Source organism: Streptomyces sp. NPDC002776 (assembly GCF_053592195.1).
In genome coordinates this window covers 1-26,388 of record NZ_JBSFVG010000005.1, presented here as the reverse complement: position 1 = coordinate 26,388, position 26,388 = coordinate 1, and the positions used below count along the sequence as shown (strand labels likewise).

26 protein-coding genes are annotated in these 26,388 nt (G+C 73.3%); 13 read left to right on the top strand and 13 right to left on the bottom strand.

Annotated elements, in window-relative coordinates; all coding sequences use genetic code 11:
* Positions 1–27 precede the first annotated feature (27 nt).
* Positions 28–1,200: an acyl-CoA dehydrogenase gene (locus tag ACWD11_RS12165; protein ID WP_451282782.1), complete on the top strand. Its 1,173-nt coding sequence runs from the start codon at positions 28–30 to the stop codon at positions 1,198–1,200.
* Here the strand turns inward: ACWD11_RS12165 and ACWD11_RS12160 are convergent.
* Entirely contained in the window at positions 1,163–1,402 is a 240-nt protein-coding gene (locus ACWD11_RS12160) for a hypothetical protein (RefSeq protein WP_389420649.1), read from the bottom strand. The two genes, ACWD11_RS12165 and ACWD11_RS12160, sit on opposite strands and share 38 nt — an antisense overlap.
* Before the next feature lie 156 nt (positions 1,403–1,558).
* On the bottom strand, positions 1,559–1,999 hold the full coding sequence (locus ACWD11_RS12155) for a hypothetical protein (protein ID WP_389420648.1): 441 nt from the start codon (positions 1,997–1,999) through the stop codon (positions 1,559–1,561).
* 269 nt (positions 2,000–2,268) lie between these two features.
* On the opposite strand from ACWD11_RS12155, the gene ACWD11_RS12150 reads away from it, so the two are divergent.
* The 4 genes from ACWD11_RS12150 to fxsA all read left to right on the top strand — a co-directional run bounded on the left by ACWD11_RS12150 (position 2,269) and on the right by fxsA (position 6,344).
* Positions 2,269–2,709, top strand: coding sequence for an Lrp/AsnC family transcriptional regulator (locus ACWD11_RS12150; protein ID WP_125508282.1), 441 nt, complete (start codon positions 2,269–2,271; stop codon positions 2,707–2,709).
* 48 nt (positions 2,710–2,757) lie between these two features.
* Positions 2,758–4,356, top strand: coding sequence for an amidohydrolase (locus ACWD11_RS12145; RefSeq protein ID WP_451282779.1), 1,599 nt, complete (start codon positions 2,758–2,760; stop codon positions 4,354–4,356).
* Positions 4,357–4,904: 548 nt separating this feature from the next.
* Complete coding sequence (locus tag ACWD11_RS12140) at positions 4,905–5,714, top strand: polyprenol monophosphomannose synthase (RefSeq protein WP_451282777.1); 810 nt, start codon at positions 4,905–4,907, stop codon at positions 5,712–5,714.
* Between the two features lie 72 nt (positions 5,715–5,786).
* Positions 5,787–6,344 carry an FxsA family membrane protein gene (gene fxsA / locus ACWD11_RS12135; RefSeq protein WP_451282775.1) on the top strand — a complete coding sequence of 186 codons (558 nt, stop codon included), beginning with the start codon at positions 5,787–5,789 and terminating at the stop codon, positions 6,342–6,344.
* Between the two features lie 101 nt (positions 6,345–6,445).
* Here the strand turns inward: fxsA and ACWD11_RS12130 are convergent, their stop codons facing one another.
* The 4 genes from ACWD11_RS12130 to yczE form a co-directional block, all read right to left on the bottom strand.
* Positions 6,446–6,820 carry an RNA polymerase-binding protein RbpA gene (locus ACWD11_RS12130; protein WP_003977404.1) on the bottom strand — a complete coding sequence of 125 codons (375 nt, stop codon included), beginning with the start codon at positions 6,818–6,820 and terminating at the stop codon, positions 6,446–6,448.
* 256 nt (positions 6,821–7,076) lie between these two features.
* Positions 7,077–8,426 carry an MFS transporter gene (locus ACWD11_RS12125; RefSeq protein WP_389420644.1) on the bottom strand — a complete coding sequence of 450 codons (1,350 nt, stop codon included), beginning with the start codon at positions 8,424–8,426 and terminating at the stop codon, positions 7,077–7,079.
* A gap of 43 nt (positions 8,427–8,469) precedes the next feature.
* Entirely contained in the window at positions 8,470–9,237 is a 768-nt protein-coding gene (locus ACWD11_RS12120) for a glycerophosphodiester phosphodiesterase (protein ID WP_389420643.1), read from the bottom strand.
* Positions 9,234–9,887 (bottom strand): membrane protein YczE, encoded by a 654-nt coding sequence (gene yczE / locus ACWD11_RS12115; protein ID WP_389420642.1) that lies wholly within the window; start codon positions 9,885–9,887, stop codon positions 9,234–9,236. The genes ACWD11_RS12120 and yczE overlap by 4 nt, the downstream gene beginning before the upstream one ends.
* Before the next feature lie 99 nt (positions 9,888–9,986).
* Here yczE and ACWD11_RS12110 point away from each other — a divergent pair, with 99 nt between their 5' ends.
* Complete coding sequence (locus ACWD11_RS12110; protein ID WP_389420641.1) at positions 9,987–11,486, top strand: SCO1417 family MocR-like transcription factor; 1,500 nt, start codon at positions 9,987–9,989, stop codon at positions 11,484–11,486.
* Positions 11,487–11,499: 13 nt separating this feature from the next.
* Here the strand turns inward: ACWD11_RS12110 and ACWD11_RS12105 are convergent, their stop codons facing one another.
* Both ACWD11_RS12105 and ACWD11_RS12100 read right to left on the bottom strand, forming a co-directional pair.
* Positions 11,500–13,425 carry a hypothetical protein gene (locus ACWD11_RS12105; RefSeq protein ID WP_451282772.1) on the bottom strand — a complete coding sequence of 642 codons (1,926 nt, stop codon included), beginning with the start codon at positions 13,423–13,425 and terminating at the stop codon, positions 11,500–11,502.
* 40 nt (positions 13,426–13,465) lie between these two features.
* Entirely contained in the window at positions 13,466–13,660 is a 195-nt protein-coding gene (locus ACWD11_RS12100; RefSeq protein WP_015661880.1) for a hypothetical protein, read from the bottom strand.
* A 262-nt stretch (positions 13,661–13,922) separates the two neighbouring features.
* Between ACWD11_RS12100 and ACWD11_RS12095 the strand changes: the two genes are divergently transcribed.
* The 5 genes from ACWD11_RS12095 (at position 13,923) to ACWD11_RS12075 (ending at position 19,310) form a co-directional block, all read left to right on the top strand.
* Positions 13,923–14,315, top strand: a complete 393-nt coding sequence (locus ACWD11_RS12095; RefSeq protein WP_389420639.1) for an ankyrin repeat domain-containing protein — start codon at positions 13,923–13,925, stop codon at positions 14,313–14,315.
* A gap of 298 nt (positions 14,316–14,613) precedes the next feature.
* On the top strand, positions 14,614–16,032 hold the full coding sequence (locus ACWD11_RS12090) for a HEAT repeat domain-containing protein (protein ID WP_389420638.1): 1,419 nt from the start codon (positions 14,614–14,616) through the stop codon (positions 16,030–16,032).
* Positions 16,033–16,171: 139 nt separating this feature from the next.
* Positions 16,172–17,305, top strand: a complete 1,134-nt coding sequence (locus ACWD11_RS12085; protein WP_451282770.1) for a glycosyltransferase family 4 protein — start codon at positions 16,172–16,174, stop codon at positions 17,303–17,305.
* On the top strand, positions 17,302–18,462 hold the full coding sequence (locus ACWD11_RS12080; RefSeq protein ID WP_451282768.1) for a glycosyltransferase: 1,161 nt from the start codon (positions 17,302–17,304) through the stop codon (positions 18,460–18,462). Before ACWD11_RS12085 ends, ACWD11_RS12080 begins: the two co-directional genes overlap by 4 nt.
* Positions 18,459–19,310 carry an SGNH/GDSL hydrolase family protein gene (locus ACWD11_RS12075; protein ID WP_451282766.1) on the top strand — a complete coding sequence of 284 codons (852 nt, stop codon included), beginning with the start codon at positions 18,459–18,461 and terminating at the stop codon, positions 19,308–19,310. The genes ACWD11_RS12080 and ACWD11_RS12075 overlap by 4 nt, the downstream gene beginning before the upstream one ends.
* A 49-nt stretch (positions 19,311–19,359) precedes the next feature.
* Here the strand turns inward: ACWD11_RS12075 and ACWD11_RS12070 are convergent, their stop codons facing one another.
* The 5 genes from ACWD11_RS12070 to ACWD11_RS12050 are packed head-to-tail and all read right to left on the bottom strand — an operon-like array spanning position 19,360 to position 23,779.
* The gene (locus ACWD11_RS12070; RefSeq protein ID WP_451282764.1) at positions 19,360–20,238 is read right to left on the bottom strand and encodes a 5-oxoprolinase subunit C family protein; all 879 of its coding nucleotides are present in this window, start codon (positions 20,236–20,238) and stop codon (positions 19,360–19,362) included.
* Positions 20,235–20,897: a 5-oxoprolinase subunit PxpB gene (gene pxpB, locus ACWD11_RS12065; protein WP_451282762.1), complete on the bottom strand. Its 663-nt coding sequence runs from the start codon at positions 20,895–20,897 to the stop codon at positions 20,235–20,237. Before pxpB ends, ACWD11_RS12070 begins: the two co-directional genes overlap by 4 nt.
* The gene (locus tag ACWD11_RS12060; protein ID WP_451282760.1) at positions 20,894–21,652 is read right to left on the bottom strand and encodes a LamB/YcsF family protein; all 759 of its coding nucleotides are present in this window, start codon (positions 21,650–21,652) and stop codon (positions 20,894–20,896) included. Before ACWD11_RS12060 ends, pxpB begins: the two co-directional genes overlap by 4 nt.
* 10 nt (positions 21,653–21,662) lie before the next feature.
* Positions 21,663–22,493, bottom strand: a complete 831-nt coding sequence (locus ACWD11_RS12055; RefSeq protein WP_389420631.1) for a putative hydro-lyase — start codon at positions 22,491–22,493, stop codon at positions 21,663–21,665.
* Positions 22,490–23,779, bottom strand: coding sequence for an MFS transporter (locus tag ACWD11_RS12050; protein ID WP_389420630.1), 1,290 nt, complete (start codon positions 23,777–23,779; stop codon positions 22,490–22,492). The genes ACWD11_RS12055 and ACWD11_RS12050 overlap by 4 nt, the downstream gene beginning before the upstream one ends.
* A gap of 173 nt (positions 23,780–23,952) precedes the next feature.
* Here ACWD11_RS12050 and ACWD11_RS12045 point away from each other — a divergent pair, with 173 nt between their 5' ends.
* Both ACWD11_RS12045 and ACWD11_RS12040 read left to right on the top strand, forming a co-directional pair.
* The gene (locus tag ACWD11_RS12045) at positions 23,953–24,660 is read left to right on the top strand and encodes a GntR family transcriptional regulator (RefSeq protein WP_389420629.1); all 708 of its coding nucleotides are present in this window, start codon (positions 23,953–23,955) and stop codon (positions 24,658–24,660) included.
* An 88-nt stretch (positions 24,661–24,748) separates the two neighbouring features.
* Positions 24,749–26,275, top strand: a complete 1,527-nt coding sequence (locus tag ACWD11_RS12040; RefSeq protein WP_389420628.1) for a hypothetical protein — start codon at positions 24,749–24,751, stop codon at positions 26,273–26,275.
* Positions 26,276–26,388: the final 113 nt, after the last annotated feature.

Below are 26,388 nucleotides of genomic sequence, written 5' to 3'. Positions count from 1 at the left end.
CGCCCGACAAGGGAGGAGAGCGTCGCCATGCCCGACCGCGCCCCGCAGCCGGTGGACCGGCAACTGCCCACGGACGAGGCCCGGGATCTGATCTCGCTCGTCCGCGACATCGCCCAGCGCGAGATCGCCCCGAAGGCGGCCGAGGAGGAGGACGCCGGACGCTTTCCGCGCGAGGTCTTCTCCCTGCTGTCGGAAGCGGGCCTGCTCGGACTGCCCTACGACGCCGAGTACGGCGGCGGCGACCAGCCCTACGAGGTCTACCTCCAGGTCCTCGAAGAGCTCGCCATGGCCCGGCTCACCGTCGGCCTCGGCGTCAGCGTGCACACCCTGGCCTGCTACGCCCTCGCCGCCTACGGCACCAAGGAGCAGCAGGTCGAGCACCTGCCCGCGATGCTCGGCGGCGGCCTGCTCGGCGCCTACTGCCTGTCCGAGCCGTCCTCCGGCTCCGACGCCGCCTCCCTGCGCACCAAGGCGGTGCGCGACGGCGACCACTGGGTGATCACCGGGACCAAGGCCTGGATCACCCACGGTGGCATCGCCGACTTCTACACGGTCATGGCCCGCACCGGCGAGGAGGGCCCGCGCGGAATCACCGCCTTCCTGGTGCCCGGCGACGCCGAGGGGCTGAGCGGGGCCGCGCCCGAGAAGAAGATGGGCATGAAGGGCTCGCCGACCGCACAGGTCCACTTCGACGGAGTGCGGGTGCCGGACGAGCGGCGGCTCGGCGAGGAGGGGCAGGGCTTCGCCATCGCGCTGTCCGCGCTGGACTCCGGGCGGCTCGGCATCGCGGCCTGCGCCATCGGCGTGGCCCAGGCGGCGCTGGACGAGGCGGTGGCCTACGCCTCGGGGCGGCGCCAGTTCGGGCGGCCGATCTCCGACTTCCAGGGGCTGCGCTTCATGCTGGCCGACATGGCGACCCAGATCGAGGCGGGCCGGGCGCTGTACCTGACGGCGGCCCGGCTGAGGGACGCAGGGCGGCCGTTCGCCAAGCAGGCGGCCATGGCCAAACTGCACTGCACCGACACCGCGATGCGAGTGACCACGGACGCCGTGCAGGTCCTCGGCGGGTACGGCTACACCGCCGACTTCCCGGCCGAGCGCTACATGCGCGAGGCCAAGGTGCTCCAGATCGTCGAGGGCACCAACCAGATCCAGCGCATGGTCATCGCCCGTCACCTAGCGGGTCCCGAAGGGCGCTGAACTCACCCGGCCGCACCGTCGGCGCCGCCAGCCGGATCCACTCCGGGTCGTGGCGGCCCGGCAGCGTGCGGCCCCGGTCCGCCCAAGTGCGCATCAGATCCCGGTAGATGGGCGGGTCCTGAGGCGGCGGCGGAACCGATTCTGCGGGGGGCGGCACGAAGACGCGCCGCGGACGCCCGGTCGTCGAATAGGTGGGGGTCATACCGGGGCAACGCGGCGGCGACCGGACAGGTCACCGATCCGGCGAATCGGCTCTGCGTTCGCCCATGTCCCTGCCTCCGCGGGCACACCAGTCCCGCACCACGGCAACCTGCGCGCGGGGTGCGGGACTTCGGTGTGCTTCCGGTACGAGGACCGCTCAGGCGGCGTGGCGCCGCATCACCGGCACGCGCATCGGGCGGGAGCCCGGGCCGCCGACGTGCGAGAAGGGCTGCGTCCGCCAGTCGAGTCCCTGAGGGAGCGTCAACAGCAGGGCGGTGTCCTGCTCCTGGGGTTCGGCCGACTCGTCCGCGGGGCGGGCGTCGGCGGCGCGACGGCCGGTGCCGGCGCACACCGTCAGACCGAAGGGGTTCCACGGCGAGGCGCACAGCGCGTGCTCGGGCAGTACCTCCTCGTCCGCCAGCAGCGCGATGGGCTGCGCGCAGTCCGGGCAGATCACCCGGTACATCTCGAAGGTGTCGTACGCGTCGAACTCCTCGTCGGCGAAGTCGGCGTCGGGTTCGACGCCCTCCGGCTCGGGCTCGATGACAAGCTGCGGGCGCTTGGGTGCGGTACGACCAGGGCGCTTAAGACTCTGCATGGGATTCTCCCCCTCGGGCTGGGCCGTTCAGGCACTGCGGCCTCGACCACAGCAAGCACTTCCCGTCCCGCCTGGGCGGTAATCACGAGAACATCACGGAGCCGGTCCGAGGGCTGTGGTGTTCGTCACATGCCGCTCGCAGGTGCCCGAGGCGGCCGGTTTGTCCCCTCGGGCGGCTCACCGGCCGCTCCCGGTCACATCACGAACCGGGTATGACTGGGGCCGCTCAGGTATCCGAGGAGGTCAGGGGCACTGTAGGTTCTAGCGCCATGGAGGAGCTGGACCGACAGATCGTGCAGCTGCTCGTCAAGGACGGGCGGATGAGCTACACAGACCTGGGCAAGGCCACGGGCCTGTCCACGTCGGCCGTGCACCAGCGGGTGCGACGGCTCGAACAGCGTGGCGTCATCCGTGGCTACGCCGCGGTCGTGGACCCCGAGGCCGTCGGGCTGCCCATGACGGCGTTCATCTCGGTGAAGCCGTTCGACCCCAGCGCGCCCGACGACATCGCGGAACGGCTGGCCGGGGTTCCCGAGATCGAGGCCTGCCACAGCGTCGCCGGCGACGAGAACTACATCCTCAAGGTGCGGGTGTCCACGCCCCACGAGCTGGAGGAGCTGCTGGCGCGGGTGCGTTCGCTGGCGGGGGTGTCGACCCGGACGACGGTCGTGCTGTCGACTCCGTACGAGGCCCGCCCGCCGCGCATCTGACCCCACCTGCGTGCCGGGCGGCCGGGGCGAGGCGGGAGACTGTTCCCCATGAGTGAGCGCAGCCCCGAGCCCCAGACCGTCCTGCTCCGCCAAGGAGAGGTCCACAGCCCCGCCGACCCCTTCGCCACCGCGATGGTCGTCGAGCGCGGGCAGGTCGCCTGGGTCGGGTCCGAGGGGGCCGCCGACGCCTTCGCGGACGGGGTCGACGAAGTGATCGACCTGGACGGCGCGCTGGTCACCCCGGCCTTCACCGACGCCCATGTGCACACCACCGCCACGGGCCTCGCCCTGACCGGCCTCGACCTGTCCGCCGCCCCCACCCTGGAGGCGGCCCTGGACCTCGTACGGGCCTTCGCCGCCGCCCGCCCGGACGACCGCGTCCTGCTGGGCCACGGCTGGGACTCCGCCCGCTGGCCCGGCGGCCGTCCGCCGACCCGGGCCGAACTCGACGCGGCCACCGGCGGGCGGCCCCTCTACCTCTCCCGGATCGACGTCCACTCCGCGGTCGTGACCACCGCCCTGCTCGACCTGGCGTCCCTGAGCCGGGTCGACGGCCCCCTCACCGCCGACGCCCACCACGTCGTACGCGCCGCCGCGCTCGGCGCGGTCACCCCGGCCCAGCGCGCCGAGGCGCAGCGCGCGGCCCTCGCCCACGCCGCCTCCCTCGGCATCGGCACCCTCCACGAGTGCGCGGGCCCCGAGATCTCCTCCGAGGACGACTTCACCGGGCTGCTGCGGCTCGCCGCCGAGGAGCCCGGCCCCCGGGTCGTCGGCTACTGGGCCGAACAGAACGTCGCCAAGGCGCGGGAACTCGGCGCGGCCGGTGCCGCGGGCGACCTCTTCGTCGACGGAGCCCTCGGCTCGCACACCGCCTGTCTGCACCAGCCCTACGCCGACGCCGGGCACACCGGCATCGCGTACCTGGACGCCGCCGACGTCGCCGCCCATGTCGTCGCCTGCACCGAGGCGGGGCTCCAGGCGGGCTTCCACGCGATCGGCGACGCCGCCGTGACGGCCGTCGTCGAGGGGGTACGGGCCGCCGCCGAGCAGGTCGGCCTCGCCCGCGTCCGGGCCGCCCGGCACCGGGTGGAGCACGCCGAGATGCTCACCCCCGAGACGATCGCCGCCTTCGCCGAGCTAGGCCTCACCGCCTCCGTGCAGCCCGCCTTCGACGCCCTGTGGGGCGGCGAGGACGGCATGTACAGCGCTCGTCTGGGCGCCGAGCGGGCCCGCACCCTGAATCCCTTCGCGGCCCTGCTGCGGGCCGGTGTGCCGCTCGCCTTCGGCTCCGACGGCCCCGTCACGCCGCTGGACCCGTGGGGCACGGTCCGCGCCGCCGCCTTCCACCGGACGCCCGAGCACCGCGTCTCGGTCCGGGCGGCGTTCACCGCGCACACGCGGGGCGGCTGGCGCGCGACCGGACGGGACGACGCGGGGGTGCTGGTCCCCGGCGCACCCGCCGACTACGCCGTCTGGCGCACCGGCGAGCTGGTGGTGCAGGCCCCGGACGACCGGGTCGCCCGCTGGTCGACCGACCCCCGCTCCGGCACCCCCGGCCTGCCCGACCTCACCCCGGGCCGTGACCTGCCCGTCTGTCTGCGCACGGTGGTGGGCGGACGGACGGTGTTCGTACGGCCGGGCGAGTGATCTCCCGGGCGGTGCGTGCCGCGGATCCGGTGCCGCCGCGTCGTCGGTCGACCCCGGCGTCCGCCGCGCTGACCAGGGCATTGAGGGACGACCCGCAGGTCGAACGGCTGTTGACAGCCGACGGCAGGGGGCCGGTAGGTTCGGCCGAGTCCACCACCGGACGCCCGACCAGGAATGCGTGAACGTTCCGGTAACTCGTCGCTACGCCGCTGGGTCAGGGACGGTGTGCCGCACCGGGGCACCGCCACTGGCAGCCAGGCTCAGCGCCCGCACCACGGCGAGGGAACGTTCCGGCCGGTCGGGGAGGTGTGACCCGGGTGGGGCCCGGGCGCTCAGTAGACAACGGCTTTCGGTCGACCCGCAGCCAGCGGGCCCCAGGTCGGCCCGAAGGGCGCCGGGCCCCCATCCGCAGCGTGCGCACATGATCCGAAAAGCACATACGTACCCCGCTCTTGTGGAATCGACACCACCATACGAACGTGATGTCACGTAATCGCAGGCCGCGCCCACTATGGTGGACGTCTGCGGACGCACACGAAGGGGCAGTAGTGAACGACGGCGACGGGATCCGTGAGACGGAGGTCTCGGGGAGGCGGTTCGGTCCGCTCGGCACCGCGTTGGTGATCATTCCGACCTACAACGAGGCGGAGAACATCAAGGCGATCGTCGGCCGGGTGCGCTCGGCCGTGCCCGAGGCGCACATCCTCGTGGCCGACGACAACAGCCCCGACGGCACCGGCAAGCTCGCCGACGAACTGGCCGCCGGGGACGACCACGTCCAGGTGCTGCACCGCAAGGGCAAGGAGGGCCTCGGCGCCGCCTACCTGGCCGGATTCCGCTGGGGTCTGGAGCACGGCTACGGCGTCCTGGTCGAGATGGACGCCGACGGCTCGCACCGCCCCGAGGAACTGCCCCGGCTGCTGACCGCGCTGAAGGGCGCCGACCTGGTCCTGGGCTCCCGCTGGGTGCCCGGCGGCCGCGTCGTGAACTGGCCCAGGAGCCGTGAGTTCATCTCCCGCGGCGGCAGCCTGTACTCCCGGGTGGCCCTCGATCTGCCGCTGCGCGACATCACCGGCGGCTACCGCGCCTTCCGCCGCGAGACCCTGGAGGGCCTCGGTCTCGATGACGTCGCCTCGCAGGGCTACTGCTTCCAGGTCGACCTCGCCCGCCGCGCGGTCAAGGCCGGCTACCACGTCGTCGAGGTGCCCATCACCTTCGTCGAACGCGAGCACGGTGACTCCAAGATGAGCCGCGACATCCTCGTGGAAGCCCTGTGGCGGGTGACCACCTGGGGCGCCCAGGAACGCGCGGGCAAGCTCCTCAGCCGGGCGAAGCCGCAACCGCCCCGGTCCTCCTAGTGCTACGGCCGCTCAAGCCCCGTTGATCGTGCCCTTATCCCGCGCTGAGCCGGGTCCAGGCACACTGGACGCATGACGACTGGCGCACCGACTCCCACGCACCCCGCCCGGCCCCGGCGCTCCCGGCTGCGCACCTTTCTGCCGCTGGGCATCGTCGCCTGGCTGGTGCTGGAGATCTGGCTGCTGACCCTGGTCGCGGGGGCGGCGGGCGGCCTGACCGTCTTCCTGCTGCTGCTCACGGGTCTGGTGCTCGGCACCATGGTGATCAAGCGGGCGGGTCGGCGCGCCTTCCAGAACCTCAACGAGGCGCTTCAGCGGGGCGGCACCCCGGCCCCCTCCGGCGGGGGCAACGGCCTGATGATGCTCGGCGGTCTGCTCCTGATGCTGCCCGGCCTGATCTCGGACGCGCTCGGTCTGCTCCTGCTGATCCCGCCGGTGCAGAAGGCCCTCGGGCGGTACGCGGAGCGCACCTTCGACCGCAAGCTCCGCGAGGCCGGGGCGGGCTCCCTGGGCGGCGCCTTCCAGCAGGCTCGCATGCAGCGGCCCGGCGGGAAGGTCGTGCAGGGTGAGGTCATCAGGGACGAGCCCGGGGACACCCGCGAGGGGCCGCGCCCGCCGCTGACGTACTGAGCCGGGGGCACGCGGAAAACCGCGGGCGCCGTACGAAGAACGTACGGCGCCCGCGGTTCATTGCTGTCTTGTGCTGGATCGGGGTTCCGGCCCCGGGGGGACTAGGCCGACTTGCGGCTGTCCCTCGGGTGGACCGCGATGTTCATCGCGCCGGAACGCAGTACGGCCAGGCGCTCCTCGAGGACCTCTTCGAGCTCCTCACGGGTGCGCCGCTCCATCAGCATGTCCCAATGGGTACGCGCGGGCTTGGCCTTTTTCTCCTCAGGGCCGTCGCCGTCCACGAGGAGTGCCTGGGCCCCGCAGACCTTGCACTCCCACTCCGGCGGAATCTCCGCCTCGACCGAGAAGGGCATCTCGAAGCGATGTCCCTTCTCGCATGCGTACTCCACGGCCTGGCGCGGGGCCAGGTCGATGCCGCGGTCCGTCTCGTAGCTGGTCACCACGAGGCGCGTGCCGCGAAGAGCTCGCTCACTCATGAATCGTGCCTCCCGGGCTTGTCGCCCACAGGACAGGTGTCGCTGTCGTCGTCATCCGGTCAACGTCCGGTCGGCGGTAAAGATTCCCGTTCCGGGGTCATGCGTCGCCGTCGTAGCCGCCCCTTGTTGTACCCACCTGCGCCCGGTTTGTCACATCTGCTAGCAGATGTCACCCAGCGTTTCGGCATCTTTGACGCGCAGTAACGGTACGCCTGGCAGGCCAAACGCGTACACTACAGCCCTTTCGCGCCGAACGCTAAATCCTCGCCGGAACCGGGTTCCCCGCGTCGCTGATCGCCTGCCGCACCGGAACCCGCGCGAGCAGCACGAACCCGAGCGCGAAGAAGGCCACCAGCGAGATGATCGCGTCGCGATAACTCCCGGTCAGCTGATAGGTGAGCCCGAACAGCAGCGGCCCGAGCCAGCTCGTCCCGCGGTCGCTCACCTCGTACGCCGAGTAGTACTCGGCCTCCTTGCCCGGCGGTACGAGATGGGAGAACAGGGAGCGGGACAGGGCCTGGCTGCCGCCGAGGACCAGGCCGATCCCGGCGGCCAGCACGAAGAACCACACGGGTGCCCCGGCGGGCAGGAAGTACCCGGCGGCCAGGGTCACCGTCCAGGCGACCAGTGACCCGAGGATGGTGCGCTTGGCGCCGTACGTCCGGGCGAGGCGGCCCATGAGCAGCGCCCCCGCCACCGCCAGCACCTGGACCAGCAGCACCGCGCCGATCAGCGTGGACTGGCCGAGCCCCAGCTCCTTGGCGCCGTAGATCGAGGCCTGGGAGATCACCGTCTGGATGCCGTCGTTGTAGACGAGGTAGGCCAGCAGGAAGGCGAGGGTCAGCGGGTGGCGGCGCATGTCCCGCAGGGTCGCCGCGAGCTGCCGGAAGCCGGGGGCGGTGGTGCGCTCGGCGGGGGAGGAGCGGCGGTCGCGCAGTCGGCGCAGCGGCACCAGGGTGAAGGCCCCCCACCACAGGCCGGCCGCGGCCAGGCAGATCCGCACGGCCGTGGTCTCCGAAACGCCGAAGGAGTCGTGCGCCAGATACACCACCAGGTTCGCGACCAGCACCAGGGCGCCCGCCGCGTACCCGAAGGCCCAGCCCCGGGAGGACACCGCGTCACGCTCCTCGGGCGGGGCGATCTGCGGCAGATAGGAGTTGTAGAGCATCATCGCCACGGACTGGGCCGCGTTCGCGACGATCAGCAGAGCGCCGCCGAGCAGGTACCGGTCGCCGTCGAGCAGGAACATGCAGATCGTCGCCGTGGCCCCGGTGTAGGCGGCCGCGGCCAGCAGCGGCTTCTTCCGGCCGGAACGATCGGCGGCGGCGCCGACCAGGGGCATCACCAGGACGGCCACGATGACCGACAGGGACACCGAGTAGGCGAAGAAGGACCCCGCGCGCACCGGGATGCCGAGCGGGTGGACGAAGCCGTCCGCGTCGGCGGCCGCCTCGGCCACCGAGGTCAGATAAGGCCCGAGGAACACGGTGAGCACGCTCGTCGAATAGACGGAACACGCCCAGTCGTAGACGTACCAGCCGCGCTGCTCGCGCCGCCGCCCCGCGGCCTCCTCGGCCGCCGTCGTCACCGTGGTGCCGGTGTCCACCCCGCGCCCTCGCTTCCCCGTCCGGGCGCGGGTCGCAGAGGTCTCAGACCCAGACGCCCCGGTCCTCCATGACCTTGCGCAATGTCTCGATGTGATCGGTCATGATGCCATCGACCCCCAGGTCCAGGAGCCGGTGCATCCGGTCCTCTGCGTTGACCGTCCACACATGCACCTGGAGCCCGTACGCGTGGGCGGCGCGCACGAAGCGGTGGTCGACGACCTGGATGCCGGACTGCGTCTCGGGTACCTGCGCGGCGATCGCCGACCGGCGCACCGCCGCGGGCATCCCCCAGGAGCGCAGCCGCAGACCGAGCACCCCGCGCGTGCCGTACGACGTCGCCAGCCGGGGACCGGCCAGCCGCTGGGCCCGTACGACCCGTGCCTCGGAGAAGGAGCCGAGGCAGACGCGGTCCCAGGCGCCGGTGCGCTCCACCAGGTCGAGGAAGGGCAGCAGCGCGGACTCCGCCTTGACGTCCACGTTCCAGCGGGCCTCGGGGAAGGCCTCCAGCAGCTCCTCGAACAGCGGCACCGGCTCCTGACCGGCCACGCGCGCGTGCCGTACGTCCGCCCAGGGCAGGTCGGCGATCCGGCCGGCGCCGTCGGTCACCCGGTCCAGCGTGGCGTCGTGGAAGGCGACCAGCTTGCCGTCGCGGGTGCAGTGGACGTCGGTCTCCAGGTACCGGTAGCCCAGGTCCACCGCGCGCCGGAACTGGCGCAGGGTGTTCTCCAGACCGGCCGCCGCCCCGCCCCGGTGGGCGAAGGCGAGCGGACCGGGGTGGTCGAGATAGGGGTGGCGTATCGGCGTGCTCACCGTCGCAGTATCGCGCGCGGGGGTTGACCGGTGGCAACGACGGTGCTGCCGCCGGGTGCCGTGGGGACGGCGAAGACGCGCAGGAAGAGCTGGGCGAGCGGGCCGATGGTCAGCGCGTACAGCAGGGTGCCGACCCCGATCGTGCCGCCCAGGAGGAAGCCGGTGACGACCACCACGACCTCGACGCCGGTGCGCATCAGCCGGATCGAGCGGCCGGTGCGCCGGTGCAGGCCCGTCATCAGGCCGTCGCGCGGCCCCGGTCCGAAACGGGCGGCGATGTAGAGGCCGGTGGCCACGCCGTTGAGGACGATGCCGGCGAGGAGAAGGGGTATCCGGACGGTGAGGGTGTGCGCCTCGGGAAGGGCGGCCAGTGTGCCGTCCATCGCGATGCCGACGACGAAGACGTTGGAGACGGTGCCGAGGCCCGGCCGCTGGCGCAGCGGGATCCACAGGAGCAGGACCGCGGCACCGACGACGATCGACACGACGCCGATCGTCAGACCGGTCAGCTCGGCCAGGCCCTGGTGCAGCACGTTCCAGGGTTCGAGGCCGAGGCCGGCTTCGACGAGCAGCGCCGAGCTCGCCCCGTAGAGCGCGAGACCCGCGTACAGCTGGATCAGCCGTCTCCCGAGACGGTCCGTAGTGGACAAGAGGGTCCCCCTGTGGTGGTAGTGGCCTGCCTCATGACACCCTGTGGCTTGAGGAGAACGGCCATCCAGGGCCAATCCGGGGAAGGTGGACTGATTTCCATGGCGCAGTGGACCTCAGCGGTGGGACCGGCTCAGCTCGCCCGGCTGCTCAGCTCCCAGCAGGACCGCCCGGCGGGCCCCGGCACGCGCCGCCCGCCCGCCTACCGGGCGCTCGCCGACGGGATCCGGCTGCTGGTCCTGGAGGGGCGGGTACCGGTCGCGGCGCGGCTGCCCGCGGAGCGTGAACTGGCGCTCGCCCTGTCCGTGAGCCGTACGACGGTCGCCGCGGCCTACGAGGCGCTGCGCGCCGAGGGCTTCCTGGAGTCGCGGCGCGGGGCGGGCAGCTGGACCGCGGTCCCGGCCGGGAACCCGCTGCCCGCGCGCGGGCTCGAACCGCTGCCGCCCGAGGCCCTCGGGTCGGTGATCGACCTCGGCTGCGCGGCGCTTCCCGCCCCCGAGCCGTGGCTGACCCGGGCCGTGCAGGGCGCCCTGGAGGAACTGCCGCCGTACGCCCATACGCACGGCGACTATCCGGCCGGGCTGCCCGCGCTGCGCGCGATGATCGCCGAGCGGTACACCGCGCGCGGGATCCCCACCATGCCCGAGCAGATCATGGTGACGACCGGGGCGATGGGCGCCATCGACGCCATCTGCCATCTCTTCGCCGGACGGGGCGAGCGAGTCGCCGTGGAGTCGCCGTCGTACGCCAACATCCTCCAGCTGATGCGGGAGGCGGGGGCGCGGCTGGTGCCCGTCGCCATGGCCGAGGGGCTCAGCGGCTGGGACCTGGACCGCTGGCGGCAGGTGCTGCGCGACGCGGCGCCCCGGCTGGCCTATGTCGTCGCCGACTTCCACAATCCCACCGGCGCCCTCGCCGGCGACGACCAGCGGCGGCAACTGGTGGAGGCGGCGCGCTCCGCGGGAACCGTGCTGATCGCCGACGAGACGATGACCGAGCTGTGGCTCGACGCGGACGTCTCCATGCCGCGGCCGGTGTGCGCGTTCGATCCGGCCGGGGCCACGGTGATCACCGTCGGCTCCGCGAGCAAGGCGTTCTGGGCCGGGATGCGCATCGGCTGGGTGCGGGCGGCGCCCGATGTGATCCGCAGCCTGGTCGCCGCGCGCGCCTACGCCGACCTGGGGACCCCCGTACTGGAGCAGCTGGCGGTGAACTGGCTGTTCAGCACCGGCGGCTGGGAGCAGGCCGTCGAACTGCGCCGCCGCCAGGCGCTGGAGAACCGGGACGCGCTGGTCGGCGCGGTGCGCCGGGAGCTGCCCGAGTGGGAGTTCGAGGTCCCCCAGGGCGGGCTCACGCTCTGGGTCCGCACGGGCGGCCTGTCCGGCTCGCGGCTCGCGGAGGCGGGGGAGCGGGTCGGTGTCCGGGTGCCGTCGGGGCCCCGCTTCGGGGTCGACGGCGCCTTCGAGGGGTATGTGCGGCTGCCGTTCACCGTGGGGGGCGCGGTCGCCGAGGAGGCCGCGGTACGGCTGGCCGCGGCCGCGCGGCTGGTGGAGAGCGGAGGGACCGGCGGTGGGGAGGCGCCGCGGACCTTCGTGGCCTGACTGATCGGGACGGCTAGGCCAGCTGTGAGGGCTTGGCCGTCACCGCCTCCGCGGGCACCGGCTCCGGCTTCAGCACGGGGACCGGTTCCGGCTTCAGCACCGGGACGGGTTCCGGCTCTGGCTTCAGTACCGGGACGGGATCCGGCTCCGGCTTCAGCACCGGGACCGGCTCCCGCTCCGGCTTCAGCACCGGGACCGGCTCCCGCTCCGGCCTCAGCACCGGGACCGGCTCCCGCTCCGGCCTCAGCACTGGGACCGGCTCCGGCTCCGGTTTGAGCACTGGGACCGGCTTCGGCTCCGGCTCCGGTTTGAGCACTGGGACCGGCTCCCGCTCCGGCTTCAGCACCGGGACCGGCTCCCGCTCCGGGACCGGCTGCGGCTCCGGTTCCAGCGCCGGGACGGGTTCCGGCTGCTGCTCCGCGTCCTCGGGGGTGTCGCGGGGTGGGAGCAGTTCCATTACCGCCTGACGGTGGGCGTCCGTGGTGGCGTCATCGTAGGGGTCCGGCGTGGCCGGGACCTGGAGGCGGAGCACCTGGCCCGCGCCCAGGCGGGCGTAGCCGCGGCCCGGGGGGACGTGGGTGGTCGGGGTGGTGTGCGGGGGCGCGCCCAGGAACGCCGTCAGCTGGGCCGCCGTCGCGGGGCCGAGGACGGCACGCGCGCGGGTGTGCTGCCGTACGGCGTCGCTCAGGAGCTCCGCGCTCTCGAACTGGTCGGCCACGACCACCGTGACGTTCGACGCGCGGCCGTGCCGCAGGGGTACCTGCAGCAGGGCCTGGGGGTCTTGGTGACCGTCCGTCGCGGCCAGGTGGGCGAAGGCCGTCGGGCGGTCCAGCAGGATCCACAGGGGGCGTTTGGTGTCCTCCGGCGGCGGGTGACCGGCCTGGCGGGCGCGGTTGGCCGCGATGAGCCGGCGTTCCGTCTCGTGCGCCGCCCACTCCAGGCTGGCCAGCGCTCCGGCCAGTGCGCACTCCACGGCGAGGACGCCGTCCCGGCCGGTCAGGCAGGCGTACTCGCCGGTGGCGCCGCCGTCGACGATGACGACATCGCCGTACTGCAGGGCCTGGAGGGCGATCGAGCGGAGCAGGGTGGAGGTGCCGCTGCCGGGCTGGCCCATGACCAGCAGATGGGGCTCGGTGGAGCGGATCCCGGTGCGCCAGACGACCGGGGGCATGTCGCGCTGCTCCTCGCCGTGGGTGAGCGGGAGCGTGCGCTGGACCTCGCCGGGGTCCGTGAAGCCGAGCACCGTCTCACCGGGGGACGTGACGAAGCGCTGGGCGGCGATGTCGGTGGGCAGCGGCGGCAGGACCGCGAGGGAGAGCCGGTTGCCCTCCTCGTCCCAGGCGAAGCGGTACTCCCGGCCGCGGCCCGACTTGGCGGCGAGCAGATGCTCGATCCGCGCGCGGGCCTCGGGCTCGCCGTCGGTGAAGTAGGCCGGGTAGCGGATCGTGAGGCTCGTGAAGCGTCCCGAGGCGTCGAACTCGTACTCGGGGAAGACGCTCTCCCACTCGCCGCCGTGGGCGTACAGGGGGGTGGGGTCCTCGGCGGTCGAGAAGTACGGAACCAAAGCCTCGTAGAGCGACTTCAGGCGTTCCGTCTGCGACTCGTCCGGACCTTCGGGGGCCGGCGGGGTGCGGTCCCGGCCCTGCCAGGCTGCCGCCGCCATCAGGGTGATGACGGCGAGCAGCGGGCCGTACGGGACGAGCGCGACGACCAGGATCACCGAGGCCACCAGGAACAGCAGTGGCCCGCGCCTGTCCTTGGGGGTGTCGGCCCACTTGCGCCGCCCGGCCGAGGCCAGCCGGCGCAGCCCGCGAGTGATCGTGATCAGCGGGTGGAGGACGTCGGTGGCGCTGTCGGCCGCCGTCCGGGCCAGCTCCCGGCTCCGGGCGATCTGCGCGCTGCCTGTGCTCAGGATGCGGGGGAGGGGGCGCCGGGCCACTGCTGTCTCCTGGAGGTGTGTACGGACGGGACGGGCGGGCTCAGAACTTGATGCCGCCGAGGAGGCTCGCCAGGCTCTCGCCGCCCGCCTTGATGCTCGGGGCGATGGCCGTACTCGCGAGATAGAACCCGAAGAGCGCGGCCACCAGGGCATGGGACGCCTTGAGGCCGTCCTTCTTGAAGAAGAGGAAGACGATGATGCCGAGCAGCACCACGCCTGAGATGGACAGGATCATTTGAGGTCTCCTGGTTCGTGGGGACAGTCACCATGAGTACTTCCAGGATCACAGGATGTATCCATACGATAAAAGGTGCAACTGGGTGAATTCCGGCAGATTTCCCTCAGTTGGCGGAGCCCGTCCTGGGCCGGGTGAGCTGGGCTCTTGCGTCCGACCGGGTTCCTGGTGATCTTTACCTCGGGCACATCGGGTCATGTGCCGCGCGAGCCAGTACCCTGGCGATTCACCTGAACGGTTGTAATGGAGAGGCGGACCGGCGATGAGTGAAGCCCCCGACCCCGAGGTCGTGGAGCTGGCGACCAAGATCTTCGATCTGGCCCGGCAGGGGCGGACCGAGGCGCTGGTGGCGTACCTCGACGCCGGTGTTCCGGCCGACCTCACCAATGACCGCGGCGACTCCCTGGTGATGCTCGCCGCCTACCACGGCCACGCCGAGGCGGTGCGCGCACTGCTGGCACGCGGTGCCGAGGCCGACCGGATCAACGACCGCGGCCAGACCCCGCTCGCGGGGGCCGTGTTCAAGGGCGAGGCGGACGTGATCCGGGCCCTTCTGGACGGCGGCGCCGACCCCTCGGCGGGCACCCCGTCGGCCGTCGACACCGCTCGGATGTTCGGCAAGACGGAACTGCTCGAATTGTTCGGCGCAGCCTGATCCGTACGCTCTGACCAGCTACGACACAGAAAACGGGGGAGGCGGTAAAGGGCCGCCGAAATTTCGGTCGCGGCAGATGGAACTGCCGAGTCATCATGACGTCGTGATTCACGGACGCGATGGCCGGGCAGGTGTTGCCGCACCGCGCGGGCCGTGACGGTCCGCACGGGCCACCTACGAGAGGCAGAGGAAGATGGCTTACAGCAAGCAGGAAACGGCGGGCGCCCCGACGTGTTGTCACGCGGCCAGGTAGAGCACGTCCCCGGTTGCGTCGACGCTTGATGTGAGGCTGTTTCCCATGTTCGATCCGGTCATAGCGCCCAGCGGTACGCTGCTCGGCCTGCTCCAGCGGGGCCGCGGCGACGGCACCTTGCACGCGCTCACCGCCCCGCGCCCCGAAGCGCTCGCGGCACTGAACCACTGCGTGCTCAGCGACCCCCGCCACGACTGGCAGGTGGAGAACCGCTCCCTCTACTACGCCCGGCTCTTCCTCGACCTGAACGGCGAGCTGGACGAGATCGAGGCCCATCTCTTCGACGTCGAGGACGTCTTCGACACCGAGGAGTCACGCACCGGCCTCGCCCTGGCCGTCCTCGGCCACCTCGCCTCCTACGGCAGGCGGGACGCCCTCGCCCTGCTGCGCCGCTACGCCGCCACCGGCGCCAACTGGGCCTGGGCCCTGGACGAGCTGGCCCTGCGCGACGACGACGCCGGACTGCGCGCCCTCGCCGCACCCGTCCTGGCCCGCTTCTCCACCGACGCCGAGGGCGAGGCCGAGCTGGCCGCCGCCGTACGCGACGCTTTTGAGCCACGGCCCTGGCGGCTGTGGGCCGAGGATCCGCGTGAATCGGTCGCCACGCGCGTGCGTGCCGCTCAGGAGGCCGGCTGTTTCGACCGCTGGCAGCGGCAGATGCGCCCCGCCGGGCCCCGCCCCGGATGGAGCGTGCAGGCCGTCTTCGAGTGGGCGCAGCAGGGCGTCGACCGCGGCGCGGCGCTCCATGTGCCCGCCGCCCGCTGTCTCACCGCCGTCGCCGGCCCCGAGGACCGGCCGGAGATCGTGCGGGCCGCCCAGGACGGCACCGAGGGCGCCCGCTGCACCGCCCTGCGCTACCTCGCCGACAGCAACGACCCCGACGCCCTCGACCTCATCGAGGCGGCCGTGACGGCAGGGCCGCCGCCCGTCGTGGAGGCCGCCGTCGACGCCTTCGAACGGATGCGCAGTGTCGCCGCCGTCGACCGGGCCCGCGGCTGGGCCCGCCGACCCGATGAGCTGGGCGCCTCCGCCGGACGCGTGCTCGCCTGCCGCGGCGGGGCCCAGGACAGCGACCTGGTCCTCGCGGCGCTGCGGGAGGCCGTCCGGGGCGAGGGACCCGACGCCAAGACCCTGTGGACCCTCGTGGACGGCACCGGCCGGCTCGGCATCGCCTGCGCCGCCCCCGTCCTGCGCCACATCTACCGCGAGACCGCCTCCTCCCACCTGCGCGGCAGGACCGCCCGCGCCCTCGCCGCCACCGATCCCTCCTTCCGCTCCGGCTTCGCCGTCGAATGCCTCTGGGACTGCGAGGAGACCACCCGCGAGATCGCCGCCCGGCACGCCGAGACCGGGGACAACCGCGTCGTGGAGCGACTGCGCCGGCTCGCCGCCGACCCGGCCGAGGAGGCCGAGGTCCAGACGGCCGTGCGCAGCCGGATCGGGCCCGACGCGCCGACCGGATGAACGAGGGATGTCCCGCGGGTCAGGCGGGCATGGACACGGCCTGACCTGCCCGGTCGTGCAGCGCAACGCTCATGGGACGTTCCCTGTCCGGAAAGATCCACGTTGACGCGGCCACGTCCAGTACGGCGACAACACGGGTATGCGTGTCGTCATCGTGACCGAATCCTTTCCCCCCGACGTGAACGGCGTGGCCCACTGCGCGCTCCAGACCGCCCGACACCTCGTCGATCGCGGTCACGCCCCCGTCGTCGTCGCCCCGGCCCCCGCCCCCGGGAGCAAGCTCGGCGCCCTCGCGCCCTGCCCCGTCGTCCATGTGCCCTCCCTACCGCTCCCCGGCTACCCCCAGGTGCGCGTCGCCCTCCCCAGCCGGCGTCTCGCCGCCACGCTCATCGAGCACAACGCCGAGATGGTCCACCTGGCCAGCCCCTTCGTCATCGGCGTCCGCGGGATGGCCGCCGCCGCCCGGCTCGGCGTCCCCGCCGTCGCCGTCTACCAGACCGACCTGGCCGGATACGCCCGCACCTACATGGGCGCCGGCGAGGCCGCGGCCTGGCGCCGGATCCGCTCCGTCCACTCCGCCGCCGACCTCACCCTCGCCCCCTCCAGCGCCTCCCTGCACGACCTGGAGACCCATGGCGTGCCCCGGGTCAAGCTGTGGCCGCGCGGGGTCGACACCGTCCGCTTCCGCCCCGACCTCCGCAACGAGGAACTGCGCCGGGAACTCGCCCCGAACGGCGAGCTGATCGTCGGCTACGTCGGCCGGCTCGCCCCCGAGAAGCACATCGAACTGCTGGCCGACGCCTGCCGTCTGGAGGGCGTCCGGGTGGTGATCGTGGGCGACGGACCGAGCCGCCCCGGCCTGGAGCAGACGCTGCCCGGCGCGGTCTTCCTGGGCCGCCGCACCGGCGACGACCTCGCCCGGATCTTCGCCTCGCTGGACGTCTTCGCGCACACCGGCCCCTTCGAGACCTTCTGCCAGACCGTGCAGGAGGCCATGGCCAGCGGCGTGCCCGTCGTCGCGCCCGCCGTCGGCGGCCCGCTGGACCTGGTCGCCCACCGACGCACCGGCCTGCTCTTCCCGGCCGGTGACGCCGGCGCCGTACGCGAGGCCGTGCGCGCCCTCCAGGCCGACCCGGCCCTGCGCACCGCCTACGGCAGCGCCGCCCGCGCCATGGTCGAGGGGCGCACCTGGGCGGCCGTCGGCGACCAGCTCATCGGCCACTACGCAGACGTGCTGGCGGGCCGCAGGGCGAAGGCGGTGGCGGCGGCATGAACGAGTCACTGCGCATCGTCCGGCTCGCCAACTTCGTCGCGCCCGCCTCCGGCGGACTGCGCACCGCGCTGCGCGAGCTCGGCAAGGGCTTCAAGGCGGCCGGGCACGAACCGGTCCTCATCGTGCCCGGCGAACGCCACACCGACCGGGAGACCGAGCAGGGCCGCGTCATCACCCTGCCCGGCCCGGTGCTGCCCGGCACCGGCGGCTACCGGGTCCTGGCCGACAAGCGGCGGGTGGCCGCCCTCCTGGAGGAGCTCGGCCCCGACCGGCTGGAGGTGTCCGACCGTACGACGCTGAGGTGGACCGGCAAATGGGCGCGACGCGCGCGCGTGCCGGCCGTGATGGTCTCCCACGAGACCGCCGACGGCGTCCTGCGCACCTGGGGTGTGCCGGAGGGCGCTGCCCGGCGCACCGCGGACGCCTTGAACGTCCGTACCGCCCACACCTACTCGCGCGTGGTGTGCACCACGGAGTTCGCCGAGCGCGAGTTCGTGCGGATCGGCGCCCGCAACGTGGTGCGCGCGCCGCTCGGTGTCGACCTGGTACTGCGGCACCCGGCGCTGCGGGACGCGGGGCTGCGCGCCCGGCACGCGCGCGGGGACGAGGCGCTGCTCGTCACCTGCACCCGGCTGTCGGTGGAGAAGCGGCCCGGCACCGCGCTGGACGCCCTGGAGGCGCTGCTCGGCCGGGGCGGGCGGGCGGTACTGGTGGTGGCCGGGGACGGGCCGCTGCGGCCGCGTCTGGAGCAGCGGGCGCGGGAACGCGGGCTGCCGGTGACCTTCCTCGGGCATGTCTCCGACCGGGCCGTGCTCGGGGCGCTCCAGGCGTCGGCGGACGTGTGCCTGGCGCCGGGGCCCGCGGAGACCTTCGGGCTCGCGGCGCTGGAGGCGATGGCGTGCGGGACGCCCGTGGCGGTGAGCGCGTCGTCCGCGCTGCCGGAGGTGATCGGCTCCGCCGGGGCCGTCGCCGCGGACCACGGGGAGGCGTTCGCCGACGCCGTGGAGGAGCTCCTCGCCCGTCCCGAGGCCGAGCGGCGCGAGGCGGCACGCGCGCGTGCCGAGTGCTTCGGCTGGGACACGGCGGTCACCGCGTTCCTCACCGCGCACGACGCGCCCCTCCCCGGGCGGGACCGGGTGCCGGAGGGCGTGGCATGAGACCGCTGCGCTTCGCCGCCCTCGGGGACTCCCTGTCCGAGGGTGTGGGCGATCCCGTCGGGGACGCGTGGCGCGGCTGGGCCGCGCTGCTCGCCGGCGGGCTCGCCGAACAGCCCGTGGACTTCACCAACCTCGCCGTGAGCGGGGCGCAGACCCAAGACGTGCTGGAACGACAGCTGCCCCGGGCGCTGGCGCTGCGGCCGGACGTGGTGTCCGTCGTCGTCGGCGTGAACGACACGCTGCGCTGCACCTTCGACATCCATGCCGTCGCCGAGCGGCTGGACCAGGTGTACGGCGCCCTCACCGCGCGCGGGGCCGTCGTGCTGACGGCGTGTCTGCCGGATCCGGGGGCGATGCTCGGTCTGCCGGGGGCACTGGCGCGTCCACTGGCCCGGCGGCAGCGGGCGGTCAACACGGTGGTGCACGCGCTGTCCGAGCGCTACGACGCCGTGCATCTGCACGCGGCCGAGGGCGCCTGGATCACCGACCGCGCGATGTGGAGCGCGGACCGGCTGCATCCGGGGGAGCGGGGGCACCGGCAACTGGCGGTGCGGTTCCACGCCCTGCTCGCGGAGGGCGGGCTGGCCACCGGCGTGGCGCCCTCGCCGGAGCCCGAGTTCCCGGCTCCCTCCACGTCGGCCGGCCTGTGGTGGCTGGCGACGGCGGGGACGGGGTGGGTGGCCCGGCGGTGCACCGATCTGCTGCCGCAGCTCCTGACGCTGGCCATGGACGAGATGCGGCACCGCGCGCGGGGGACGAGTGCACGGCTGGATCTGCGGACGGCGCATGCGGTGTCGGCGGCGCTGGCGGCGCTGTCCGTGGCGGAGCGACAGCCGGATGCGGCGTAGTCGGTCGGCTGCGGGTGGGTGGGGGTCGGTCGCGCAGTTCCCCGCGCCCCTATCGACGCCGGGGTCCTCGTACGGCGGTGAAGCGGACCGGGGTTCCCGGTACCGCCTGGGCCGCCGCCGGCAGGTCCTGGGGGCGGACCACCGCGATCATCGGGTAGCCGCCGGTGGTCGGGTGGTCCGCCAGGAACACCACCGGCCTGCCGTCCGGGGGCACCTGGATCGCGCCCAGCACCATGCCCTCGCTGGGGAGTTCGCCGGGGACGGAGCGCGCCAGGGCGGGGCCCTCGGTGCGCAGGCCGATGCGGTTGCTCGCGGGGGAGACGCGATAGGCGCGGGAGGTGAAGGTCCGTACGGCCTCTGCGGTGAACCAGTCGTCACGGGGGCCCAGGGTCACGTGGAGGACCAGTTCCTCGGGCGGGGAGGGCTGGGGGGCCACGTCCACGCGCGCGGGGAGGCCGGCCGGCCGGCCCAGGGGGAGGACCATGCCGTCGGCCAGGGGCGGGGGGCCCAGACCGGACAGCAGGTCGGTGGAACGGCTGCCCAGGACCGGGTCCACGGTGATGCCGCCGGAGACGGCCACATAGCTGCGGACGCCCCTGACCGCCGGGCCGAGGTCCAGGACGGCCCCGGCCGGGACGCGCACCGGGGTGCCCCAGGCGACGGGGCGGCCGTCCACCGTGACCGCACAGGGGGCTCCGGCGACCGCCGTGGTGACCGCCGAACGCGGCCGTACGGCGACGCCATTGAGGGTGGTCTCCAGGACCGCCGCCCCGGGCGGATTGCCCACCAGACGGTTGACCAGGGCCGCCGTGGGCCCGTCCAGCGCACCGGAGCGGGGCACGCCGAGGTGGGCGTGACCGGGGCGGCCGGTGTCCTGCACGGTGGTCAGGGCCCCCGCGCGGACGACGGCCAGGGCGCGGTCCGTCATGAACGCCCCGTCACGTCGGAGGGGACGAAGCGCACGCGCGTGCCGGGTACTTCTGCCGGGACGAAGCGCACGCGCGTGCCCGGTGCCAGCAGCGCGGCCGGCACGCGCGCGTGGTCCCACAGCACCGCGTCCGTGGTGCCGATCAGCTGCCAGCCGCCCGGTGAGGAGCGGGGGTAGACGCCGGTGTACGGCCCCGCGAGGGCGACCGAGCCCGCGGGGACGGCCGTCCGCGGGGTGTCCCGGCGCGGTACGTCGTAGTGCGCGGGCAGACCGGTGAGGTAGCCGAAGCCGGGGGCGAAGCCGCAGAAGGCCACGGTGAACTCCGTGTCCGCGTGGATGCGGGCCACCTCCTCGGGGCGCACGCCCCAGTGCGCGGCGACGTCCGCCAGGTCCGGGCCGTCGTAGCGCACCGGGAGTTCGACGACCTCACGCGCGCGTGGGGGCGCCGGGGGGACCTCGGCGGCGGTGAGTTCGGAGGCCAGCCGGGCCGGGTCCGTGAGGCCGTCGAGGAGGACCGTACGGGCGGCCGGGACGATCTCGCGGACCGAAAGGGAGCCCTCCGCGCGGCGCCGCAGCAGCTCCGCGTGCAGTGCCTGGGCCTGCTCGCCCGAGGAGACCTCGACGAGCAGGGCGTCGCCCCCGACGCGCAGCGCCCTCATGCGAAGGCCTCCACCCGGACCCCGGACCGCTGGAGCTGGTCGCGGACCCGGCGGGCGAGGTCCACCGCGCCGGGGGTGTCCCCGTGCAGGCACAGGGAGCGGGCCCTGATCCGGATGCGTGCCCCGGAGTGGGCCTCGACCTCGCCGGAGCGGGCCATGCCGACCGAGCGGGCCACGACGGTGTCCGGGTCGGTGACGACGGCGCCCTCCCGGTCGCGCGGGACGAGGGTGCCCTCGTCGGTGTAGGCGCGGTCCGCGAACGCCTCGGTGACCGTCGGCAGCCCCGCCCCGGCGGCCAGCTCCAGCAGCCGGGAGCCGGGCAGCCCGAGCACCGGCAGCGTGGCGTCGGCGAGGAGCACCCCGTCGACGACGGCGCCCGCCTGCTCCTCGTCGCGCACCACCCGGTTGTAGAGCGCGCCGTGCGGCTTGACGTACGACACGCGCGTGCCAGCCGCGCGGGCGAAGACCTCCAGCGCGCCGATCTGGTACGCCACCTCGGCGGTGAGCTCCGCGGACGGCACGTCCATCGCGCGGCGCCCGAAACCCGCCAGGTCCCGGTAGGAGACCTGGGCGCCGATCCGTACCCCGCGCTCGGCCGCCAGCTCGCACACCCGCCGCATGGTGACCGCGTCCCCGGCGTGGAAGCCGCAGGCCACGTTGGCACTGGTGACGACGGACAGCAGCCCCTCGTCGTCGGTGAGCCGCCAGCGGCCGAACCCCTCGCCGAGGTCGGCGTTCAGATCGATCGAGGTCATGGGTCTCCTGTCAGGCGGCGTGCAGCACGCGGTACTGCTCGTCGCGGGCGTCGGTGAGGAACATCTGGCCCGGCGCGTGGGTGAGGGCGAACGGCGGGCGGGACGCCGCCACCGCCGCCTGCGGGGTCACTCCGCAGGCCCAGAACACCGGGATGTCGTCCGGCGCGGTCTCCACCGGGTCCCCGAAGTCGGGGCGGCCGAGGTCGTCGATGCCCAGAACCGAGGGATCGCCGCAGTGTACGGGGCCGCCGTGGACCGCCGGCAGCAGACTGCTCTCCCGGATCGCGGCCGCCAGATGCTCCGGCGGCACCGGACGCATCGACACCACCATCGGGCCGCGCAGCCGCCCCGCGGAACGGCACTGACGGTCCGTCACATACATCGGGACGTTCCGGCCCTGCTCGATGTGGCGGATCGGGACCCCCGCCTCGGTCAGCGCCCACTCGAAGGTGAAGCTGCAGCCGATGAGGAACGACACCAGGTCGTCCCGCCAGTACGCGCGCACGTCCGTCGGCTCGGCCACCAGCTCGCCGTCCCGCCAGACCCGGTAGCGCGGCAGATCGGTGCGCAGATCGGCGCCGTCGGCGAGGACGGTCGTCCAGGACCCGGCGTCCGTGACGTCGAGCACGGGACACGGCTGGGGATTGCGCTGGCAGAACAGCAGCATGTCGTACGCCCAGTCCGCGGGCACCGAGATCAGGTTGACCTGGGTGTGGCCCGCCGCGACCCCGGCCGTGGGGCCCGTGAGCCCCGCGCGGAAGCGGGTGCGGGCGTCCGCGGGCCGCCACGCGTGCGCGTGCTCGTCGACGAGGACCACGGGGTGGTCGTCCGTGCGGTTCACGCGAGCTCCTTCCCGCGCGTCTCCGGCAGCCCGAGCAGCGCCAGCGCGGCCAGCGCGTAGCCGATCGCGCCGAACACCAGCGCGCCGCCCACACCCCAGCTGTCGGCCAGGAAGCCGACCGTGGTCGGGAAGACGGCACCCACCGCGCGGCCCGTGTTGTACGTGAAGCCCTGTCCGGTGCCGCGCACCGCCGTCGGGTACAGCTCGCTCAGGAAGGACCCGAAGCCGCTGAAGATCGCCGACATGCAGAACCCGAGCGGGAAGCCGAGGACCAGCAGCAGGGTGTTGGCGCCGCTCGGGATGTTCGCGTACACCAGGATGCAGACCGCCGAGAGCAGCGCGAACAGCCAGATGTTGCGGCGTCGGCCGAGCCGGTCGGTGAGATGGCCGCCGGTCAGATAGCCGAGGAAGGCGCCCGAGATCAGGAAGGTCAGATAGCCGCCGGTGCCGACGACCGACAGGTCGCGTTCCGTCTTCAGGTAGGTCGGCACCCATGTGGCCAGGGTGTAGTAGCCCCCTTGGACCCCGGTGGAGAGGAGCACGGCGAACACCGTCGTGCGCAGCATGCCCGGCTGGAAGATCGCCCTGAAGGAGCCCTTGTGGGGGCTGTTCTCGCGTACGGCCACCGCCTGGGGCGCGTCCTGCACCCGGCGGCGCATCCAGACCACGAGCAGCGCGGGCAGCGCGCCGGTCCAGAACATCACGCGCCAGGCCAGATCGTCGTCGAGCAGCGAGAACACGAGTGTGTACATGATCGCGGCCAGCGCCCAGCCCACGGCCCAGGAGCTCTGGATCGCGCCCAGGGTGCGGCCCCGGTGCTTGGCGCTCGCGTACTCGGCGACCAGGATCGCGCCGACCGCCCACTCACCGCCGAAGCCCAGGCCCTGGAGCGCGCGGAAGACCAGCAGCGTCTCGTAGTTGGGGGCGAATCCGCAGGCGACGGTGAACACCGCGTACGTGACGACGGTGATCATCAGCGCCTTGACCCGGCCGATCCGGTCCGCGAGCACCCCGGCGAGGGCGCCGCCGATCGCGGAGACCACGAGCGTGACGGTGGTGAACAGGCCGGTCTGGCCGCTGTCCAGGCCGAAGTAGGCGGCCAGCGCCACCATGCTCAGCGGCAGCGTGAAGTAGTCGTAGGAGTCCAGCGCATAGCCGCCGAACGCGCCGGCGAAGGCGCGGCGGCCCCGCGGTCCCAGGGCGCGCAGCCAGCCCAACGCGCCGTCGTCGGGGGCGCCTTGGGCGGTCGGGGGAGGGGCGTCGGTGGTGGGACGGGTCGTGCTCATGTGCACCTCGCAGAGGGAGGACGAAGGGTGCCGGGAACTGAGCCGTGCCGTGCGGACGTGACCGGGTGCCGCGGTGAGGGAGGCGGCGCCGTGCGTAGCAAGGTAGAGGATCGTTGAACGATCCCTCAATACCCCCGTTGTTTCGTCCTTGTATCTGCGATTGAATTCCGGGCATGGCAGAGCAGTTGACGGGACTGGCCGGCGACCGGGCCCTCCTCGGGCGCACCAGCACCGCCGAGCGGGTCTCCGACATCCTCAGGACCCGGATCGCCGAGGGGTACTTCCCGCCCGGCACCCGCCTGTCGGAGGACAGCATCGGCGGCGCCCTCGGCGTCTCCCGCAACACACTGCGCGAGGCGTTCCGCCTGCTCACCCATGAACGGCTGCTGGTCCACGAACTGAACCGGGGCGTCTTCGTCCGGGTCCTGACCGTCGAGGACGTCGAGGACATCTACCGCACCCGTGCCCTCGTCGAGTGCGCCGTCGTCCGCGGGCTCGGGGAGCCGCCGTACGGCCTGGACGGCCTCGAGCAGGCCGTCGGGGAGGGGCAGCGGGCGGCGCGCGAAGGTGACTGGAACGCGGTGGGTACGGCCAACATCCACTTCCACCGGGAACTGGTGGCCCTGGCGGGCAGCGACCGCACCGACGAACTGATGCGCAGCGTCTTCGCCGAACTGCGCCTCGCCTTCCACGTCGCGGACGACCCGCGGCGGCTGCACGAGCCCTACCTCGCCCGCAACCTGGAGATCCTCCAGGCCCTTCGCGGCGGTGACCGCGACGAGGCGGAGCGGCTGCTCGCGGTCTATCTCGGCGACTCGCTCCAGCGGGTCGTGGAGGTGTACCGGCGCCGGGTGGGCGAGGACGGGAGCGGGCCCGCCTGAGGTCTGCCGCGGTCCGCGGCGGCGGTGTGAGGGCCGTCGTTCTGGGTCGTTTGGGCCGTTGTCAGACCTAGCGCCTAGTCTGTGCACCGTGACTTCGCCTGCATCGACGGACAGCGTTCCGCCCCAGCTCAGCGCGGGGCCGCGCCCCGCGCCGGGCCCGGCCGCCGACGAGGGCCTGGCGCGGCGTCTGCGCGCGCTCGCCTGCACCGCCCCGCTGCACGACCTGGACGCCCGCAAGGCCAACCTGGCCGGCGAGTACTCGGTGTACGGCATGGCGGAGGTGGCGCTCGCCGCCATCGACCTGGTCACCCTGAACATGGACTTCGACACGGGCGCGGACCACGACCAGATAGTGGCCCGGCTCGTCCCGCGCATCACCGCCCAAGCCCCGCACCGGCCCGCCGCCGAGCACGAGCGGGTGGCCCGCTGGGTGCTGGAGAACCTGATCAACGTCGGCAGCGTCGACCGCGGATTCCGTGCCGTTTACGGGACGTTCACCCCGGATGGCACCTATGTCCGACGCGACTACGACTTCAAGCTGATCGAAGAGGTGCCGGGCCCCGGTGGCACGGTGTACCTGCGGACGACGGACGAAGCGGTCAACGTCCTCGTCGGCGCGCTGGACACCGATGTCACCAGCGCCCAGATCGCCGCCGAGGTCAAGCTGGAGGTGCTGATCAGCCGCGGCCGCCTCGCCGACGCCCAGCTCGCCGCCGAGCAGGCCCGGTACCGGACCGTGCAGTACTCCGAAACCCTGCGCAGGGCCCTGGACGCGACCCGGCGCAACGTCCGCGCGGTGGACTGGCTCCGGACCGTGCCCGACATGATCGCCGAGGCGCTGGACCACGTCGCCGACCGCTACCGCCACGAGAACGCGATCCTGACCAACATCCGCAAGGCGCGGGACGAGTCCGAGGACCCCGAGCACAAGCGCCGGGCCGCCGAGCTCGTCGACATCGTCAAGGACTGCATCCGACGGCACACCCAGTTGCAGTCGCGCCTGCTGGAGGCCGGGCCGCTGTTCCGCGCGGAGCAGGACCGGCAGGCCTTCGCGACGCCGATGACGACCTCGGGGATCGATCTGTACGGCCATCTCGTCGCGCCCGTGCTGCCGCTCCCCGTGGCCGAGGCGGTCCGCGTCACCGACGCGTTCTTCGGACGCGGCACAGGGCTGCGGACACCGGTGTCGGTGCGGGTCGGGGACCTGGTGGACATACTGCTGACGCCCCCGGTGGAGCGCGAGCACCTCGGAGCCGAGATGCCCGAACCGGACCTCATCGCCACCCCGGACGACAGCCGGTTCAGCGAGGAACAGCTCGCCGCGGCGACGGAACTGCTGGACCTGCCCGCCGACGCGCCACGGCGCCTGTCGGGGCTGCTGGCCGAGGCGCGTCGAGCCGACCCCGAACTGCCTTACCTGGTGGCCCTGCTGGCGGTGCACGCGGCGAGTCCGCCGGTCGGCACCGCCTACCGGCAGGGCGAGCAGAAGCTGCTGTTCGCCGTGGACGACGGGACCGAACTGGACGACCCGGAGTTCGGCGGCGCGGATCTGATCGTCGGGACCGCCCTGCTGGACGCCGCGGGAATGGCCGCGGACCGGACGGAAGCAGCATGAACCGAGTGACAGCACAGCAAGGAGCTTCCCAATGCTGATGTCAAGCCGCCACTGTGACTGGTGGTGTGGCTTGGTAGTACGCTCCGTCGCGGATCATGGCCCACAGGACGTTG